The sequence below is a fragment of the Rhodococcus sp. BH5 genome, from assembly GCF_027583855.1.
In the GTDB taxonomy this organism is placed as follows: Bacteria; Actinomycetota; Actinomycetes; order Mycobacteriales; family Mycobacteriaceae; genus Rhodococcus_F; species Rhodococcus_F qingshengii.
Map to the genome: position 1 here is coordinate 40,185 of NZ_JAJHVW010000017.1, position 15,527 is coordinate 55,711.

The following is a 15,527-nucleotide window of genomic DNA, read 5'->3' on the forward strand; positions in this document are numbered from 1 at the left end:
TCGAGTTATGTTGCGGAAGAACTGATTTCCTTCACCCGAGCTGCTGCTGCGACTCGGATCTGGTCGTGGAGAGCGATGACCGGGGCGACGGGGTATCTCGTCGGGTCACGCGCCGCTTTCTTGTCGGCCGGCAACGTCGAGGACGGAGACCACTCGGGAAGTTCGCGAGGAGGCATGACCCGCCAGGGCTCAAGCCACGGCACGTCCCAGCAGTGACCGGCCAGCGAGCGCGCCAGCGACTCGACGACGGCCAGACGGTTCCGGACCGGCTTGGACAGTGGGCGATCACTGTCGGCGACGGACACGACGCCGAGGATGTGTGTTCCTTCCGGCGTGCCACCGGCGGCGTGTTGCAGAAGCAGTGAATGAGCACGCTCTACGCCGTGCATCGTCGTGCGAAAAACGAGCACCACCAGCGGTGAGTCCGCGCCCGGTAGGTCACCGATGTATCCGGGCCAGCCGCGCTGGCAGTCCCCCGCGTACGCGAGGGAACGCGTCAGCGAGGAGACTCCGGCGCCGCCGGTAGCTCCGAGAAGCCAGACAAGCGGCCGGGCGGGGGTCAGAGCCTCACGTTCGATCGGGCCTTCCCAGATCGGAGCGGATTCATCGGTCCCGGGCATCACAGCCCCCGCGATGCGTGGACCGCTCGGCATCGGAGCACCGCGACGCGGCACATCGGCATATGCGCTGGTCATCGGACCATCACCGCGCTCACGCGCCACACACCGAGCTTGGTGGCGGTCATGTACGCCGCGAACGGAACCCGATCAATCTCCCGGCCGCCGGCATCGACGGCGGTCACCGTCACGGCCACGACTCGCGAGACCTTCGCAGGCTTGTCCTCGGGGTGATTGTCGGCGGTCACCGTCGCCGTGGCCGTGGCTACCGCGCTGCGCTCACGCCAGGACTCCCATTGGCGACCGGTGATCGGTGCCAAAGCAATGAAGGACGACGCGTTGTCGGTGTAGTACCGCTCGTCGAGCAGCGGTGCTGCCCGGTTCGCTGCGTCGATCTGGTTGGTGTCCGCCCCGGGGGCGTACGAGAACAGAGCTTGCGCGGCCGCGACCATCACGGCTTCCGGATCGCTTTGATCGACCGAGGAAAACGGTTCCGGCAGAGTGGGATCGGCGGGAACAGTCAATGATTGAGTGGGGCCGCCCTCATCCATCGGGTGGTCGTGGTCATCGCTGCGCCCGCATCCGACAAGTGCGAGAACAGCGAAGGTCATGGCGGCGAACGCGGTCAACCTCATCGGTCTGCGGTCAGTCCGGTTTGTCATCGTGCCTCCTGCGGTTGCGGTTGTGATGCGCCGAAGCGGCGGACGTGCATTTGTTCTCCCGACATCCCCGACAGCGGAGCGATGGTGACGGTCTGGCCTTCGGTCGGAGCGTGAAGCAACATCTCTTCGCCGTTCTCGAGGCCGTAGTAGATGCCGACGTGGTGCGTGTTCGAGGCGGGACCGAAGAAGATCAGGTCGCCGGGCTGTTTCTGGTCGATGGGGACCTCTGCGCCGCGTGAGTCGTAGAGCTGTCCGGGATCTGCGGTCGATCCGGTGAAGTGCGGCAGGCTGATTCGTCCGCCGGATGCCTGGTAGACCGCGTACAGCGTCAGACCTGAGCAGTCGAATCCGCCGCCGGTGGGGCCGTTCGTGTCGCCACCGCCCCAGACGTACGGGGTACCGATCCAGCGCGAGGCAGCCAGGATGACGGCTCGTCCGAACTCGCTGGCCGGACCCTCGCCGCCGCCGCTACCGGGTGCGGGCTGCTGATCGTTGCAGGCAGCGCTGCCGCCGTCGGCGACGGCGATGGCTCCACCAGCTGCGATGGATGCGAGGTCGGCTTCGGACATGTTCGCCCCGGCGCCCTTGAACTTGGCCTGCAACGTGGTGGCGATCGGCTCGTCGTCGGCGTACGCGTCCGGGTACAGCGATCCTTGAACGTTCTGTGCTGCGACGGTGATCGGTAGCGATTCCCACCCGCTCTGCTTGGCCAGCGCTTCGTAGAATTTGCGTGATGCAGTGGCCGAGTTCATCAGTTCTTCGAGCGTTCCCCACCACGGGTACTGCTGTTGGAACTGATTGACGGAGCCGTGATCTCGTCCGACAGCATCGTGTGGGAAGTCCAGGGATCGGCCCACGTCCTTCTGATCGGCTTCGAGGCGAGGATCGGTGCCGTCATTGGCGTACATGCGAAAGCCGGATTCCTGGCTTGCGGTGGCGAGCGCGACGATGACACCGCGATCGGGAATGCCCATGACTTCACCGACCGCGACGATCTGCTTCGCGATCGCCAACTGTCGGCCGTCCAAACCTCCGAACCCGGAACCTTCATCGCCCGCATCGCCCGAGCCCGGAGATGTCGGTGCGGGCGCAGCGGGAGCCTCGCCGGGTTCGGCGGCCTTGTCGATCCACGGTTGCGGATCCACCGCGGTACCGGCGCCGTCGGGTAGACGACCGCCGTCCCACACCTCGAAATGAAGGTGCGGCCCGGTCGAGCCGCCGGCATTGCCGATCGCCCCGATCTGCTGACCTGCACGGACCTGCTCTCCGGCGCGGACCATCACACCGTCGTCGAACATGTGCCCGTAAACCGAGCTGTATACGTGGCCCTCGATTTCGTGATCGACGATGATCCAGTTCCCGAAGCCGTCAGCGGGACCGGCTTCACGAACGCGGCCGTCGGTGAACGCGTAGATCGGGGTACCGACAGGACCCGCACGGTCGAGTCCTTTGTGTTCGGTGCCCCATCGCGGACCGAACGGAGAGGTGTCCGTTGTTTCGGACGACTTGGTGGGCTTGACCAGCGAACCAGCAGCGGCAACCTGCCCGCCCCCGTTTTCGACGGGAGCGCACTCTTCGTCCTCGGAAACGAGAACGACCACCACGGCCATGATCATCAGAAGGAACGCGACGGCTGCGGCACCGACAACGACGATGGCACCGCCGACGCCTCCGCTGCTGCTGTCATCTGACACGAGATGGTCCCTTCGGTTGGAGTGGGACGTCAGTGCGTCCCGGGGTTTGCTGGGCGGCGGCGCAGCAGAGGAGTTCCGTGCGCCGCCGACCGATCACTGCGCGGGCGGTGCGGCGGCAGGCGCCTGAGTGGGAGTCGGGATCTGGGCAGGCGCGAACGCGCCGCCCGGCCCGACGATTTCGGGAGAAACCGCCGATGTCGTGGCGGACACTGAGCTGGTCAGCGGCGTCGACGACGAGGGGGCCGCAGAGGGCGTCCCGCTCGGACGAGTCGTCGGCGAGGCTGTTTTCGTGGTGCTCGCCCCGGCCGACGTGGATCCGGACGAGAGTTCTTTCGCGAGGGTGGAGAACCACTCGACGGTGAACTTCGCCGGGGTCTGTCCCTGTCCTCCCACGGGAATCGAGTCGTAGGTGCCGTGGTTGCGGGCCGTGTCCCAGTACTTGACCTGCGTTGCCATCTTCAGCAGGTCCTTGTTGTCGGAAATGCCGCGCTGGACTTCGTTGTAGATGTACTTCTGGATTTGGGTGCCGGTGGACGGCGGGAACAAACTCATTGCCGCGTCCCCGACTTTCGCTGCCAAGATGCCCAGTGCAGCAGGGGGATTGGCCATGCCGACGGTGGCGAGGGTGCCGATCGTGTCCAGTGTGAGGACTTTCTTTGCGACCGCGATGCCCGCTTGCAATCCCATGACACCGGTTTTGATGACTGCTCGGATGACATCGGCGTCCGCGTCCGGAGTGGCGGAGCGCGGATCGGAATTCGTGGACAGGCGCCCGAGGATGGTCTTTCCGGACGACTGCACGGTGAACCGGCCGTTGGAGAAGTTGATGTCGTCGTTGACGACGTCGGCGGCGGTGCGAATTGTCGCCCCACCCAATGCGCCCGCGAGGTCGACCAGAGTTTTCTGCGGATCCTGCTGCTCGAGGTGCAGCTGCCCAGCGATATTGGTGACGGTGCGGGCCAGCGTCGCATCTTGTGGTGTCGCGCATGCGAGGTCGCCGTCGGTGCAGAACGAAGCGACGCGGCCGGCAACAGAGCCGTACCCGGCGGAGGCGGCGTAGTTCGGGGCTATGCCGCCGCCGTCAGCAGGGGTCGGGGTGGTCACCGTCAGATCCGACAAGGCAGAGGTGGCAACGCCCTTGGGCGGTGTCGGTGAACTCTGTCCGGACGAGCCGCCGGGGAAGGTACTGGCACCTTGCGGGCGATTCGGGGACGAGAACAAGGCACCGGCGGCGAGCTTGTCCGCTGTGATCGGGCCTTTGCCGCTGCCGATATTGCGGATGACTGTGTCCGCTATCTGTGCGCCTTGCGAGTATCCGGTCACGGCGATCATCGACGAGGGGCACCGGTCGGCGTAATCGGCGATCGCTTGGCTGGTCTTGTCGACCCCCTCGGTCATCGACTGCTCGTACGTCGCTCCCCGCCAACCGAAGTCGGCGGCGTACGGGACGAGCATCCGTGAGACCTCACCGGCAGCGGACTGGAGCAAGGGCACCATCACCGACATGCCGAGGAAGCCGCTGTCGATGGTGGGGTCGGCATCCGGAGCGGACTGGTTGGTCCCCTGAACACCGAAGACTCCCAAAGCGGTGCAGGGCATCGGTGCGGAGTCGCCTGAGGTGGGTGCGGCGTTCGCCAGACTGGTTCCTGCCAGTGCGAGGACGACCGTGGCCGTCACCGCTGTGGTGATCCCTCTCGCATATCTCATGCGGATTTCCCTTCGGATGTGTTTGTTCACTGCGTCGGCGCGGCTGCACCGAGGTTTCGTACGTCGGCGGCGAGAGCGGTGAAGTCCTGCTCGACACCGCTGCCCATCGCCGAGGTCACGATTGGTCCTCCTGCGGCCAACGACCGGTCGTGACCGATCAGGCGCACCGCTCCGATCCGGCCCGCCATATGGGCACTGAGGTGATCGGCCACCGGCGTCGAGCCGGGACGGACCTCGACGACGGCCACCACGACCGATGCCAACGTGTGTGCGCCGAGGGTGCTCTCGATCCATTCCAGGACGGAGGGAAGACGGTTCACGGAGTCGCCGCGACTGGACACCACCAGGACGATCACGACCGACGCATCGGCCAGGAGCGGCGCGAGATGCTGGGCACGCAAAGGGTTTCCGGCGTCGTAGATCGGAAAATGACCGGACGCGGTCAGGAGTGAGTGAACGGACGCGAGTGCCGCAACGTCGCCGCTCAGTTCCCCGAGCGTGCGGCGACCCCACAGCACCCCGTGCTCGGAGACCCATTGACCGGGGTTCAGCTCGCGCCCGCAGCCACGCTCGGACAGGTCACCACCGGCAGGGGTCGTATCCACGGCGGCAGCAGTGACGAGTTCGGTGTGCAGTGCACTCGCCAGACCGACCGCTGTCGTGGTGGCTCCGACTCCACCGGCAACCCCGGCGATCAGCACAGCAGAAGGCGGTGCCAGCGGAATCAGTGCATCTTCTGGCTCGGGCACCTCATCGACCGGGGCTTCTGCCTCGGACCCGGGCACAAGCGGCGGTGCGGTGTCGTCCACCGTTGCCGACCGTGTCTCGTCGGATTCGTTGTCTTCTGTCGGCTCGCCCTCGAGCCAGTCCCCCGCCCACGTCACGGCGTGCCTACGCTCTCGTTGATGGCCGCGATCAGCGTCTTTCCGTCACGCACGGTCGTGCTGATGGTTTGCGCGTATCGCACGATCGCGCCGTCCGCGGCTTTTTGGACCATCTCTACGGCGAAGACACCCGGCTGACCGGACGGGCGGATCAGAACGCAGTGCTCGGTGCCGACCGGGACGCCGTCGTCGATGCCGGCTTGCAAGGTCGACAGTTGGGTGGCCGCAGCTTCCGGAGTGGCGAAGCCTCGCGCTTTGTCCGCATTGCGATCGACGTAGAAGGCGTACTGAAATCCGAGGATCGCATCAGGGCCAGATCCGGTACCGCCAGGGCCATTCCCGCTGATGACGTCGCCCTTGACGCTGCTCGGGCACCAGGACGAGGCGGCCTGCGCCCCGGCGACAGAGGTTCCCGCCGCCGGTGAAGCCGTAGTGGTTCCAGGTACTTCGAGGGAGGCTGGAGCGTCCGGTTCGTCGGAACCGGAGGCCAGCGCAATTGCGGTTCCGCCGACGAGGACGGCCAGCACGGCAGCAGCGGCTCCCCCGACAGCGGCTTTCGTGCGGCGACTCCGGCCACGCGCCCTGTCGGATCCAGGGGGAGGCTCGGGGATTCCGATCCGCTCCCCCTCATCCGGGGTGGTCGGTGTCGGTTCCGGGTCGGTGGACGGAAGATCCCATTCCGATGCCCAATCCGGTTGTGTATTCAGGTCACTGACAGCGAGGGTGACGACCGGGAGCGTGCGGACAACACCGACGGCCCCACTGGAGATCGGATCGGTCGCCGATCCGGTCTCGTCCTCATCTGCGAGTTCGGATGTGGGAGTGAGGTGTTGGGCGGGTCGGTTCACCGCAGCGACAACGGTCTCCTCTGCCGGGCCAGCGTTGCCGTTGGAAACCGGTTCGCTCTCAACAGTTTCGGCATGGTCGAGTAGGGAGTCGAGTTCTGATTCCTCATCGGGGTTTTCGGACTCGGGTTCGGAATGTACGCCGGTGTCTGGGGTCTGCTCTCCCGTGTCCACTTCGTCGGCGAACTCGGTCGGGTCCAACGGTGGAAACCAGTTCTGACCTGACATGTCGATATTTCCTCTCGTGCAAAGAAAAAGAACTTCGACTAACACCGCCGGGGCCGAAGCCCCGACCCCGGCGGCGGTAGTGATTACGCGGGACTCGCTCCAGCGGCAGCAGCGCCGAGGGCCTGGCCGATCAGATCGGCGGTAGGTCCGAAGGCGTAATTCGCTTCGACGGCCGCGCTGTCGAGTGCGGCGATGACCTGATCGCCACCGGGCTGAGCGAGGACGGTTTCACGTGCAGTAGTGAGCTGCGCGTTGACGTTCTCGGTGATCTGCGGAACGGACGCCACAGCGTCGGTGACGACCTGTGCGACCTGCGGGGCCTGCGCCGCCAGCGCGTCACTGGTCTGCGAGGTGATCGCAGGTGCGTCCGGCTCGGGGAGATTCGGCACGTCGATGTGGCGAGGCTCGGCATCGGTGTCACCAGCCCCGATTGCTCCCGCCGTCAACCCACCCACCACAGCGCCGCCCACGGCACTGGGAATCCCGAGAATCAATCCACCTGCACCGGCACCGATTGCCGTGCCGACGACGCCTGTCGTCGCTTCCGGCAGTGGCGGGGGAAGCGGAACCAGACCGCCCATACCGGCCCCGATCAAACCGCCCACTGTGCCGCCACCCAAAGCGCCCACTGTGAACCCTGCGGTTCCGGCCGCCAAGGCACCTGCTGCGGCTCCGCCGAAGGTTGCAGCCGAGACACGCTGCGAACGATCGACGTCGACGCCGACACTGGACCAGAATGTCGCGAACTGTGAAACACCGACAGATGCAGTGTTATTGGTGCGCTCGAGATACTCGTCGGACATCCAATTGGGCTTCGGCCCGACGTAATCACCCAGCTGCAACATCTGGGGCGGTGCTTCGATCGGAGCGATGATCTCGACTTCGGTCGGGAGATGGAGTGTCCCCACGTCGATCGGGTCACCGTAATACGCCGGCGCAACGTAGTTCCCGCTGCTATCGCCTCCGTAGTTCGGGGACGACTGCTGCGTCGAAGGAGAAGGCTGCCACTGAATGTTGTCGTACTCAGCCGGAGGCGGCGTCCAGTACGAACGATCAGACGTCGGCGCAGGAACCTCAGGGGCAGTAGTAATGCCAGGCTGCTCCGACGGAGGCGGAGGTGTCGTGATGCCCGGTTGCGACGGAGCGGTGATTCCCGGCTGGGTCGGCGCTGCGATCGCAACTCCGGCATTGACGAAGGCGGCTCCGACCATCGCCGCCAACGTCACGGCTGCGACCGCACCCGTCGACGGCGACCGATGACGGCCGCCGGACCGTGGTTTCTTGAACTGCTTCATGACATCCCTTCAATCGTGTTGTTTTGCAAACACATAGGTGGATTCGTGGTGGGGCCGGCCGCACAAAAAGCGAGAGCTACGCGGCCTGTGATCCCGACGCAACAGCGCCGGGAAGTTCGATGGAGCGTGAAAGATGCGCCATAACAACGGAGCCCGCGGGAATCAACGAATGTCCGACCGGGCAGAGTCGGGCGCCGACCACGACGGCGGGTACACATGTGTGACCCATGGCCCGGCCTGCGCACGGCACAGGTTCGATAACGCGATATGAGGAGACGGCGAAGTACTCAGCCGTGCTCGTGTGCTGGCGTTTGCCAGCAGGAACTATCTCGTGGCGATCAATTTCAACGGAAAGCCTTGCGGGATTTTCCATAGTTGCCTCCGGCTGGTTGCGGATTCAACGACACCGCATAAGCTCGAAAGCCTGCGGTCCGGACGCCCTGATGCGAATGGTGTCGCAGGCAGAAGAGAGCCCCAGGGACGGGACCGGTCGCCAAACAGGAGTCCGTCCCTGGGGTCTTTCGCGGTTGCGTATGTGTGGCACGCGATTCGGCATAACCTTGCGCCAGCAACCACCGCAGTCGCATCTGTAGCCAGGCGAATTGGCTTGCCTGCGACTGAGCTTTGTCGAGATGCGCAGAGTAGGTGCGTCGATGAATTCGTCTGCATCTCGGCCCCTTCCCCTTCTCGCCCCGCATCTTCGTACTTTATGATCTGATTCTAAAACAGGATGTTATCACCGATGTCCATTGCGGGACACTGGGACGGCATAGATTGGGGTCAGGCAAAGTGATGGCTCATGTGCGGGTGCGAGGAATGAGCCGACGAATCTTGAGGGGGTTTTCGCCCGCTTCGTTGGAAGTTGCACGTAAGGCGAAAAAGCTCACCAGGGGGGAGCTCGGGAGACTTGCAGAGGTAAGTCCCGCTGCTGTGCTGAGTTGGGAAGTGGGCAAGGCTTCCCCGCAGGTCGACTACCTTGCTCGGGTCGTCAACGTTCTCGGTATCACCATGGATGACGTAGTGCTCATCCCGCGGAATGAGAGATATCTGGGCGACCTCAGAGTTTTTCGAGGTCTGACGCAGCCTCAGTTGGCCAAGAAGATTGGAATGTCCACGACCGCTCTGGCTACCGTCGAGCGAGGGCATTCTCGACTGAGGGAAGATGTCGCCGAAAAATTGGCACAGGGGCTCGACGCCACGGTGGACGAGGTCAAGGCTGCATATGAGCGAACCCGTACCCGGCCTCCCTATACGTCGCCGTGAGTGCAACTCCATCCTCGCCTCCCCCTGTAATGGCTGCCCGCAAGTAACTCAAACGATCAGTTTTGATCGTCTGCGCAATCAGAAGTAAACAGCTTTGGGCGATTGTCCGCAACATCCCACGCGCTTCTGCTATGTGACTTTCGTCCGATTCGCGGCGCTGCGGAGTTGAACCATCAGCTCGCTACAGGCCCTCACCTGGCAGACTTCGATGGCATGAGTGCAATGGACGACCCTCAACAGCCGACCGTCACCTGTGGAACCAGAGTCCGTAGCCAGCACGAGTCCCAACAACGTGCCGGCCGACTTGCCGCCGCGATCAAGGCGCGAGGAATACAGCCGGGGGAACGTGTAGCCCTCGTAATGCGGAATGACATCGAGTTTCTCGAAGTTTCGCTCGCAGTGGCCAGCTGCGGCGGAAATCCGGTTCCAGTCAATTGGCACTGGACTGGCTCAGAGATCTGTCATCTCCTCGGCGACAGCGGCGCGCGACTGGTAATCGCGCACACCGAGTTCATCAGTAGCGCCGAAGATGCTGTTTCTCAGTTGCAGAACCCCGTCGACATCATCGAAGTAGCTATGCCTGGTGAACTGCTCGCAGAGTTGGGAGTGAGCAGTGAACTGGCGCGCCCTAGCGGCAAATACGTCACGCTCGAGGAGTTGCTCAGAGAAACCGAAACGCCATTACCTCATCAAGAGGGTGCCATCGTCGACTCCATGGGAATGGTCTACACCTCCGGAACAACAGGACTACCCAAAGGGGTACTGCGAGAACGGATGTCCCCGCATCAACTTCTGTCGATCGCAGGGGGAACAGCGACAAGAATGGGCCTTAAACCCGGCGGACAGATGTTGGTCGCAGGTCCGATGTACCACACCAGCCCGAACGCACTTGCCGTACTTGCGTTGCGGATGGGCACGAACATCACGATCATGCCCAGGTTCGATGCCGAACGCTTCCTTCAGCTCATCCAAGAGCACCGGATCGAGCAAGCCAAAATTGTCCCCACCATGCTCTCTCGCTTGCTCTCACTGCCTGCTGAGACCCAATCTCAGTACGACGTCAGCAGTCTGACACATTTGATTCACTCGGCCGCGCCGTGCCCGCCTGAGGTGAAGCGCCGTTCGATCGAATGGTTTGGAAATGCTCTCATCGAGTTTTACGGGTGCTCCGAAGCGGGCACAATTACCTGGATCAGCGCAGAGGAATGGACTCAACGTCCAGGTAGCGTTGGTCGGCCGGTTGACGGGGCTGAGGTGCGAATCGTGTCTAGTGATGGCGTCGTGCTGCCTGCGGGCGAAGTCGGCGAGGTGTACGTCAAGGGTGCTGACTACTGGCCAAAGTTCTCGTACATCAACCACGAAGGTTCCGATCCCAGTCCAGTTCCCGGCTTCGTCACGGTTGGAGACCATGGATATGTCGATTCAGAGGGCTTCCTCTATCTGACCGGTAGGACCAGCGAGGTCATCATTTCCGGAGGAGTCAACATCTATCCGGCCGAGGTCGAAAACGCAATCATGAAGCTCACGACCGCCGAAGACGTCGCAGTGTTCGGAGTTCCAGGCGGCGATCTCGGTGAAGCCGTCGCAGCCCACGTCGTTGCACGACCCGGAACCACACTTACCGGAGAGGGAATTCGCAAAGCGATCGCCACTGAGTTGGCGAAATACAAGATCCCGACAAGGCTTGAGATCGTGGACACCCTGCCTCGCGAGGACTCAGGCAAGATTTTCAAATCTCGGCTTATCTCTCAGTATCTCTAGGGGATCGGTGCCTCGCGTCGTCGATCATTCGCCGCCACCCGTAGCGAAGCAGAAGATTCACCTGCTTCGCTACGCGGCGCACGGTGAAAAGCGATAGACCGCTGACGACGAAAAAGCACGCGGTCAAGGCAAGGGCCACGCTCACCGGCGATTCGATGTCGATCCGGTCGTAACCCACTAGGTGTGCGCCGACACCAATCAGCTTCCATGCTCCCCATGCGACGCTGACTCCGCAGCCAATAACCGTCAGAGACCTGCCGAAGTCATCGGTATGTTTCCAGGTCAGATAGCCAAGGAGTCCGAAAGGAACGACCATCCAAAGCACGAATACGAGTTCGTAGACCATGACCGCAGGGTCTGATCCGTATTCGTTGAGGAAATCCGTAGTAGGGGCATATCCGCCAGACAAAGCCACCCGCAGGATGAATGTGCTGGCCACGGCCGCGATCGCCAGTACCGCGAAATCGCGTTTTATTGCTGGCTTAGACCAATCCACCTCATTGGTGCGGTACGCATGGATCGTCGCCGTCATCAACGTCAGCAGCGCCCAGCCGCCCATCACGGTGAACGTAGCTCCCCAGATACGGTCCTCGGTTTCCAACGGGGTTCGGGTTCCGATCGGCAGCAGCGGCGCGTAGGTGCGCAGCGCAAGTGCGTAAAAAATGAACCCAACTCCAAGCAGTGACCGCTCTCGGCGTTGGAGGATCAAACCCCTCAAGAGAAGGACAATGCCGGCGGCAAACAAAGCATAGGAAGCCCAGGAGGCGATCACACGCGGCCTGTCATCGCGGCCGCGAGTCAAACGCAGAGGTCAATAAGTGGGTTGGAGCCGGCAGCCTGCCCGCCGGGCGCAGCGATCGGGTTGCTGCCAAACCGACCTTCCAGGCAAAGACTTCGCACTCCAGTTCCCGAAATACCCCAGCCAGCCGCGCAATCGGGGTGAGATCCTCCCGATGCTTCGTGCATCGATGGCCTTTGATCAGGTGCCACACTTCGTGTGCGAGAACGTACAGCTGGTGATCTTCGGGACTCCCGTCCGGCCCGCTTACGAAAGCCGCCCCGCCCCCACCGGTCAGCTCTTCGAGTGCCACGCCCGACAGGCGACTCCCTGCGGGCAGTCCACTCAGTCGATGAACGGGACGGCCGAGCTCGTGCGAAACATTCTTCAGAAAGGTCTCGATGCTGAATGGTGTTCGCACAGTCGCCCGGACGTATGAATCCATGCGCCGGCGGGATTGCGCGCTCATGAATCCTGCGCTTCATCGCGTTTGAGGAGATCGTTCGCCTCCCGCACCAAGCGAGCGAGCTGGAGACGGTCCGCCTCTGTGAGCTTCTTCCCTCTCAACCCTGCAATCTGCATTCCGCTCTCGGCTAGCGCTCGATCAAGTTCGTCGGCTGGCGGCGTCGCCTCGCCCGAGAAGTAGTCCAGATTCTTGTCGAAGTATCGACCGATCGCTTCCAAGACAGGGACGTCGACTTTCCTCACACGTCCCGTGCGGATGCGGTAGATGTACTGCCGATCGATCGGGCGTCCCACGGCTCTGCTCACATAGTCAGCGACCAAGGCGTTCGCCACCTTGTTTCCGCGTGGCCAACGGTCGGTGAACAGTTCTTCGACACGAGTGGCCAGCGGAGTCGCGCTTCGTCCCATGAGCAACATTTTCTCACGCCCCGTCATCTCAGCCAGAGGATCTACGGTCTGTTTTAGAGTCAGGCCTTACTATAGTCAAGCCGTGAAGATTTTTTGGACCAGGAATCGGCGCGCCTCCGCAGAGTGCCAACGTTACAGGTCCAGAATTAGCGGAACCGCGGACAGGGAGGAAGCCATGCCGAGCAAGGGGACTCACAACAAGGTCGGACGCCCGAGCCTTGGAGAACGTAAGCGGCTTGGTCGAGTGCCTGACGAGCTGTACGAGCTCTTGGAGATCGAACGGAAAAAGGCCGGCGTCTCTTCAGTGAGCCAGTACGTTTCCGACTTGCTCTGCCTCCGCGCTGATCGCCCTGATCTTGTCCGCGAACTGAATCCGAATCAGGAGGTGCTGCCGCTCACAGCTGCGTAGTCGCCACTACAACATCTGAATAGCTAGAGCGCAGTAGTACATCTACATACGACAAAACCCTGGCTCTCATGCCGGAGAAACCAGGGTCCGTCCTTGTAGATAGCGAGTTCGCCGCTCGCGACTACTGCATCCCCGAAGGGACTTACCGTGCTAGGTACGTCTCAGGGTACATCGCGCCCTGATGAAGATTCAACAACTCAGTTTTCGCGAGTCGCACTGTTTGATGCGGCCGCGACCATACAACGTCCGTATTGCGGTAGCAGCCCTACGCGGCGCCGCTACGGAACAGCTCGTACTCCTCGCAGAATGAGGGGCCATCTGTACGGGCACCAGTGCCATTCGCTGACCCCTGCGTACCTCAACGCGCTAGGGGGCCGCGAAGCAGCGTGCCGCCGCTACTGCCAAGTTCGCCTTGAACTTGACGAGGGCGCGCACGCAGGTCTCGCTTATTGGCAGGGGCAGCAGCACTGGGTCGAGGTTTGTGTCCGAACGGCGTACACCGCGGAATACAACACCATCCGCCCGCAGCTCGTCGCCAACACCGGCGGAGGCATCAGCCTCAAAACACTCCTGAACGTCGCAGCTGCAATGGCCGGCGCCGCCGACTTCAAAACCGGACGCAACAGCCGCCTCACCATCGCGACCCTCGTCGAACGCACCGGCCTTGGCGAACGCACCATCCAACGCGCCCGCGAGACCCTCAAACTGTTGCGTGTGGCCACCGAAGTACTCCGCGGCCGACTACGCCGCAGAGGCGAACGCTTCGGCTCTCATCGCTTCCAAGACCGAGGCCGCGGCTGGGCATCTGTCTGGGCTTTGCATCCACGCAAGCCTGTGGATAACACTCGCATCGTCGTCGACGGATCTATACAGATGGCACCCCACCCCCGCAGGGGTCAGTTTTGTATCCCTTCCTCTCGTAGAGAGGTTCTAACTACTAAACGATCTGTGGATAAACGAGCCGCTTCGCGGCGCAAGGAGTCCAAGGCCGATCTCGAGAAGGCTGACGCCATCCGGAAGGGCTTATTGCTCGCATCCAAATGGCTCCGAAACCCGCGAACTCCCGTTTGGGCGCGGCGGCACACCCCCCGAGGGTGGGCTCCCGCACTGGCCGAACCAGCGGCGCACGGTTGGACGGCCGCGGATCTCAACGACGCGATCGACGCCTGGAGCAAGGCCACGCGGATGGCACCGGACCCGAAGCACCCCATCGCGTTCATGCGCTGGCTCATGAAGCAGCAGGATCTCGCCTTCGCCCCGCACGTTCTCGCTCAGATAGCCGCTGACCAGGAAAAAGTCGAACGGGAACGACAGGCAGCAGCGTTCGAGGCGGAACGGGGCCGGTACGCATCAGCCGCTGCCGAGGACTCCCCCGGCCGCCAAGCTGCCCGTTTCGTCGCCCGCCGAGCGGCCGACAGCGCCCGCATCCGAAAGACCCAGGCATCCGCCCGTGAGAATGAAACCTCGCCCGTGTGGATCACCCATCTGTCCGATCGAGGTAAGCGATGAACGGAAAACGCCCTTCCGCAAAGCCGTCCGTCAGACGCCGGCCGCTCTCCCCTTGCCAGACCGTCCCCCAGATCCACGAACGGTTGCGCACCGGCGCAAAGACGATCGTCATCGACCACCGGAACGACGAACCCCTAGAACTCACCGACGCCGAGCTGCCCGACGGCGTCACGATCCGCATCGTCGGCGTCTCACGAGTCATCATCACCCGACTGACACCCGAAACGAAGCGCAGTGCCCAGATCGTGGCCACCGACGCCGCACGATCCCAAATCTTCGGGCACGCAACTCTCTTCGCCTATGGGAACGCCCATACCGACGCATTCGACACCACACGCGTCCGCGCCACCAACCGCGCCACAAGCAACCTCGTCGACGACTCCTTCGGCGACGTCGGAGAAGACACCACCACCTATGCCTACGACACCGCGACCGTGCACTCCCACGACCAAGCCGCAGTGCACGCAACAGACCGGGTTTCTCTCGTTCACCAAAGCTCGACGCCGGCCGAGGTCGAACATGGAGTGACAGTCTTTGGCCCAGCACGAAACAACATCCGACTCCGGGCGAAGGAAACGTGAGCCGAAGCATTGGTCATTTTGCATCTGGCGCAGTACGTCCGGAGCAATGAGATGGCTCTGCGGAAGGACGCAAAGCCTGGCTGGTGGCGCATGCAAAACTGGCAAACGCGATCCGAAGGTGAGGATCCAAGCCCGGCGAGCAACCGCAACAGCCCTCCCCTCCCCTATCCACTTTGAAGGTAGAGCGGGACATGCACCCACCGTGCGGCGCCACGGCTCGGCCTCGCAACCTGCAATTTTGCGCGATGACGGCGGCCCGAAACGGAAGCTGCGCCACCCTTAGCGCAAAAAGCCAGTATTACTGTCAATAGCAGCAAATCGCGTTTGAGTGCGGGTTAAGCCCCGCGAGGCCCATAATGGCAGGAATGACAGTAATACCAGTATTCCCCGCTTTCGATGGCCCGCCTGGGTGGGTTTTGCC

Annotated in this window: 14 protein-coding genes; 5 read left to right on the top strand and 9 right to left on the bottom strand. The window is 62.9% G+C overall.

All coding sequences use genetic code 11. The annotated features are described in order from the left end of the window. Positions 1 to 5: 5 nt before the first annotated feature. The 7 genes from RhoBH5_RS28595 to RhoBH5_RS28625 all read right to left on the bottom strand — a co-directional run bounded on the left by RhoBH5_RS28595 (position 6) and on the right by RhoBH5_RS28625 (position 7,932). Entirely contained in the window at positions 6 to 695 is a 690-nt protein-coding gene (locus RhoBH5_RS28595; protein ID WP_158656635.1) for a hypothetical protein, read from the bottom strand. Then, positions 692 to 1,279 (bottom strand): hypothetical protein, encoded by a 588-nt coding sequence (locus tag RhoBH5_RS28600; RefSeq protein ID WP_270009082.1) that lies wholly within the window; start codon positions 1,277 to 1,279, stop codon positions 692 to 694. The genes RhoBH5_RS28595 and RhoBH5_RS28600 overlap by 4 nt, the downstream gene beginning before the upstream one ends. After that, positions 1,276 to 2,973: a peptidoglycan DD-metalloendopeptidase family protein gene (locus RhoBH5_RS28605; protein WP_102999565.1), complete on the bottom strand. Its 1,698-nt coding sequence runs from the start codon at positions 2,971 to 2,973 to the stop codon at positions 1,276 to 1,278. Before RhoBH5_RS28605 ends, RhoBH5_RS28600 begins: the two co-directional genes overlap by 4 nt. A gap of 93 nt (positions 2,974 to 3,066) precedes the next feature. Continuing rightward, the gene (locus RhoBH5_RS28610) at positions 3,067 to 4,680 is read right to left on the bottom strand and encodes a cutinase family protein (RefSeq protein ID WP_270009083.1); all 1,614 of its coding nucleotides are present in this window, start codon (positions 4,678 to 4,680) and stop codon (positions 3,067 to 3,069) included. 26 nt (positions 4,681 to 4,706) lie between these two features. Further along, entirely contained in the window at positions 4,707 to 5,564 is an 858-nt protein-coding gene (locus RhoBH5_RS28615) for a hypothetical protein (RefSeq protein WP_270009084.1), read from the bottom strand. Then, on the bottom strand, positions 5,561 to 6,637 hold the full coding sequence (locus RhoBH5_RS28620) for a hypothetical protein (RefSeq protein WP_270009085.1): 1,077 nt from the start codon (positions 6,635 to 6,637) through the stop codon (positions 5,561 to 5,563). The genes RhoBH5_RS28615 and RhoBH5_RS28620 overlap by 4 nt, the downstream gene beginning before the upstream one ends. A gap of 83 nt (positions 6,638 to 6,720) precedes the next feature. Further along, a complete protein-coding gene (locus tag RhoBH5_RS28625) occupies positions 6,721 to 7,932 on the bottom strand; it encodes an insoluble domain protein (RefSeq protein ID WP_270009086.1) in 1,212 nt (403 codons plus the stop codon). Between the two features lie 816 nt (positions 7,933 to 8,748). Between RhoBH5_RS28625 and RhoBH5_RS28630 the strand changes: the two genes are divergently transcribed. Both RhoBH5_RS28630 and RhoBH5_RS28635 read left to right on the top strand, forming a co-directional pair. Next, positions 8,749 to 9,195: a helix-turn-helix transcriptional regulator gene (locus tag RhoBH5_RS28630; RefSeq protein WP_270009087.1), complete on the top strand. Its 447-nt coding sequence runs from the start codon at positions 8,749 to 8,751 to the stop codon at positions 9,193 to 9,195. A 213-nt stretch (positions 9,196 to 9,408) separates the two neighbouring features. Next, the gene (locus RhoBH5_RS28635) at positions 9,409 to 10,956 is read left to right on the top strand and encodes an AMP-binding protein (RefSeq protein ID WP_270009088.1); all 1,548 of its coding nucleotides are present in this window, start codon (positions 9,409 to 9,411) and stop codon (positions 10,954 to 10,956) included. Here the strand turns inward: RhoBH5_RS28635 and RhoBH5_RS28640 are convergent. Then, positions 10,937 to 11,728 (bottom strand): hypothetical protein, encoded by a 792-nt coding sequence (locus tag RhoBH5_RS28640; protein WP_270009089.1) that lies wholly within the window; start codon positions 11,726 to 11,728, stop codon positions 10,937 to 10,939. The two genes, RhoBH5_RS28635 and RhoBH5_RS28640, sit on opposite strands and share 20 nt — an antisense overlap. Positions 11,729 to 12,199: 471 nt before the next feature. Further along, positions 12,200 to 12,607, bottom strand: coding sequence for a hypothetical protein (locus tag RhoBH5_RS28645; RefSeq protein WP_270009090.1), 408 nt, complete (start codon positions 12,605 to 12,607; stop codon positions 12,200 to 12,202). Positions 12,608 to 12,782: 175 nt separating this feature from the next. Between RhoBH5_RS28645 and RhoBH5_RS28650 the strand changes: the two genes are divergently transcribed. The 3 genes from RhoBH5_RS28650 (at position 12,783) to RhoBH5_RS28660 (ending at position 15,106) form a co-directional block, all read left to right on the top strand. Next, positions 12,783 to 13,016: a toxin-antitoxin system gene (locus RhoBH5_RS28650; RefSeq protein ID WP_260684599.1), complete on the top strand. Its 234-nt coding sequence runs from the start codon at positions 12,783 to 12,785 to the stop codon at positions 13,014 to 13,016. Positions 13,017 to 13,322: 306 nt separating this feature from the next. Further along, a complete protein-coding gene (locus RhoBH5_RS28655; protein WP_270009091.1) occupies positions 13,323 to 14,525 on the top strand; it encodes a replication protein in 1,203 nt (400 codons plus the stop codon). After that, a complete protein-coding gene (locus RhoBH5_RS28660; RefSeq protein ID WP_270009092.1) occupies positions 14,522 to 15,106 on the top strand; it encodes a hypothetical protein in 585 nt (194 codons plus the stop codon). Before RhoBH5_RS28655 ends, RhoBH5_RS28660 begins: the two co-directional genes overlap by 4 nt. Positions 15,107 to 15,527 lie beyond the last annotated feature (421 nt).